The organism is Bartonella sp. AD13SXNS (assembly GCF_042196465.1).
Taxonomy (GTDB): domain Bacteria; phylum Pseudomonadota; class Alphaproteobacteria; order Rhizobiales; family Rhizobiaceae; genus Bartonella.
The window spans coordinates 1-340 of the sequence record NZ_JBHIQI010000087.1; the positions used below are offsets into that span (position 1 = coordinate 1).

The 340-nt window shown below is 38.5% G+C and carries 1 protein-coding gene; it reads right to left on the bottom strand.

The genetic code is table 11. The features are described 5' to 3' along the window. Positions 1–26: 26 nt before the first annotated feature. Positions 27–340 (bottom strand): type IV secretory system conjugative DNA transfer family protein (locus tag ACFIMQ_RS09510; protein WP_375703941.1); only part of this gene is annotated, 314 nt, incomplete at its 5' end.

Below are 340 nucleotides of genomic sequence, written 5' to 3' on the forward strand. Positions count from 1 at the left end.
TAAAGTAAGAATGGCCATAGCTTTTTTCATGAGAGAACAAAGCCTTTCTTATCTTCTTTGCTTTTATTTCTCTCATGCAAACGATCTGTAGCAGGAGGAGAAATTTTTGACCTTTCTGAAAAAACTGGATCTAAAAAATAAAGAATTTGTGTTCCTCTAATGACGCTATTTCCAGCTACAAAAATAAGCATTTCCCCACGTTCAACAATATTCCCAGAATTATCTTTTTTTGCTCCAGGCAGGCGCATGATTTCATCGGGCGTCATCAATGGGCGGCGTGTTTCTTCATAAGACGTTGAAACCTGTTCAAGTGCCATACCAAAACGTTTTCCAGAAGTGG